The sequence below is a fragment of the Mesorhizobium sp. M1E.F.Ca.ET.041.01.1.1 genome (assembly GCF_003997355.1).
Classification (GTDB): Bacteria; Pseudomonadota; Alphaproteobacteria; order Rhizobiales; family Rhizobiaceae; genus Mesorhizobium.
On sequence record NZ_RZSL01000850.1, the window covers coordinates 1 to 1,994 of the forward strand.

Consider the following 1,994-nt stretch of genomic DNA (forward strand, 5'->3'; position numbering starts at 1 on the left):
AGCAGCGCCCTGGTGCCGAACAGGCCGTAGCCGCGCGGCCGGTCCATGTCGGCGGCGGTCGAGGCCGGCTCGGCTGGCGCCATGCCGATCGGCACGTCGATGTGGAAGATCGTTCCGCGTCCGACTTTCGAGGAAAAGGTGACGGGGTGGCCAAGTGCTGCCGCCATGCGACGCACGATGGCGAGGCCGAGGCCCAGCCCGCCCGTCAGTCCGCCATCGGCAAGCGTGGAGATGCCGCGGTGGAACTCCTCGAACACTGCCTCGCGCTGGTCGTCGGGGATGCCGCAGCCGGTGTCGGCGACATCGATGCGGATGGTATCGCCGCGATGCCTGGTGCCCACCAGCACGCCGCCCGAGCGGGTATAGCGCAGTGCATTTGAGAGGATGTTCTGCAGGATGCGGCGCAGCAGCGTGCGGTCGGAGCGCACGACGACATTGACCGGCCGGAATTTTAGCGACAGGCCTTTTTTTTCGGCTTCGGGAAGAAAGTCCGAGCGCAGCGAGGAGAACAACGCCTCCAGGCTGACATCGCTGATTTCGGGCTGGACCACGCCGGCGTCGAGCTTGGAGATGTCGAGCAGCGTGCGCAGCAGGTCTTCCATCGTCTCCAGCGAGCGCTCGACCTGGCGCACCAGCTTCTTGCCTTCCTCGCTGGTCTGTACTTCGGCGAGCGCCGAGACCGACAGATGCGCGGCGTTGAGCGGTTGCAGCACGTCGTGGCTGGCGGCGGCGAGGAACCTGGTCTTGGAAAGATTCGCCTGCTCGGCGTTTTCCTTAGCAGCGCTGAGCTCGATGTTCGACCGCTCGAGCCGGTGCAGCGTCGCGTGCAACTCCTCGGTGCGGGTGCGCACCCGGTTCTCCAGCGAAATCGCCGTCTGGAACAAAGAGAAGGCGTTGACCTGCTGGTCCATCGAGCGTTCGACGCGGCTGACCAGGGCGGCGTTGATCTTCTTCAGCTTCTCGAGGTCGTCGATATCGCGAAGCGGCATGGCAGTCACTCGGCGGCCCGACGCTCACCAAAGGCGATGCCGGTGAAGGTCTGATTGAGATGCATCGAGCGGTACTGCTCGCCATAGGTGCCGAAGCCGATGACGTTGTTGGTCCGGTAGAGCTCGGAAATATCGCGGAAGACCTGGCGGTTGCGCGCGTCGAGCCGGCGCAGCACGCAGTCGAAGCCGAGCACCATGTCGATGCCGCCGAGCTTGCGCTCGACGTCCTGCAGGGCGGCGCGTGTCGCTTCGACCATGTTCTTCGGCTGAGCGATGGACAGAACGACGCCGTCGTCGATGGCGCAGAAGAATGACAGCGAGCCGTCGGCATGCATGCGCTGGATCGAGCGGCAGTAATATTCGCCGCCCACCTTCACCACGACAGGGTGCGAGGCAAAGCTTAAGGGTGTCAGCATCTCCGGCACGATGCCGACGGAGGCGGCATATTCCTCCGCGGCGTTGGTGGCGTTGAATTCGCGCACGATGCGGTGATCGGGATCAGATTGAGTGACCACCAGCTTCTCGTCGGTGGGAATGAAATTGTCGGTCTTGAAGACGTGGAAGGGGATCTCGGTCGCGATCAGCACGACGATGGCGCTGTCGGAAGCGACCTTGCCGTTCGAGATAAGACTGGTGGTCTCGAATTTCAGGTTGTCGCCGGCCGAACCGCCGATCAGCGGAATGTCGTCCAGCCCCCAGTGGATGGCCGAGGTCACCGCTTCCTCGGCATAGGACAGCCCGTCGATAAAGCAGAGCGCGAAAGTGTCCTTGGCCCGCCCTTGCCCGACACGGTCGCGAAGCGAACGTCTCAGCGCCGCCACCTCGCCGGTGATCCTGTCCATGCTCGACGAAGAGAGGTTGTCGACCATGATGCTTGCCGTCGAAAAGGACGCGGTAGGAAGCAGCAGTGCAAGGACATGGCCTTCCTCGAGGCCCTGAGGGGTGATTTCACCGGCGGTCGAGCAGCCGGCATAGTCAAGCGAGGGGGCATATGTCTTGAGCGCT

General features: G+C 63.7%; 2 protein-coding genes. Both read right to left on the bottom strand.

Going from position 1 to position 1,994, the window contains the following annotated elements:
- The coding region (locus EOA38_RS35005; RefSeq protein ID WP_145966236.1) for a HAMP domain-containing sensor histidine kinase at positions 1 to 989 on the bottom strand (989 nt) is incomplete at its 3' end.
- A gap of 5 nt (positions 990 to 994) precedes the next feature.
- Positions 995 to 1,994 (bottom strand): FIST N-terminal domain-containing protein (locus tag EOA38_RS35010; protein WP_127301372.1); only part of this gene is annotated, 1,000 nt, incomplete at its 5' end.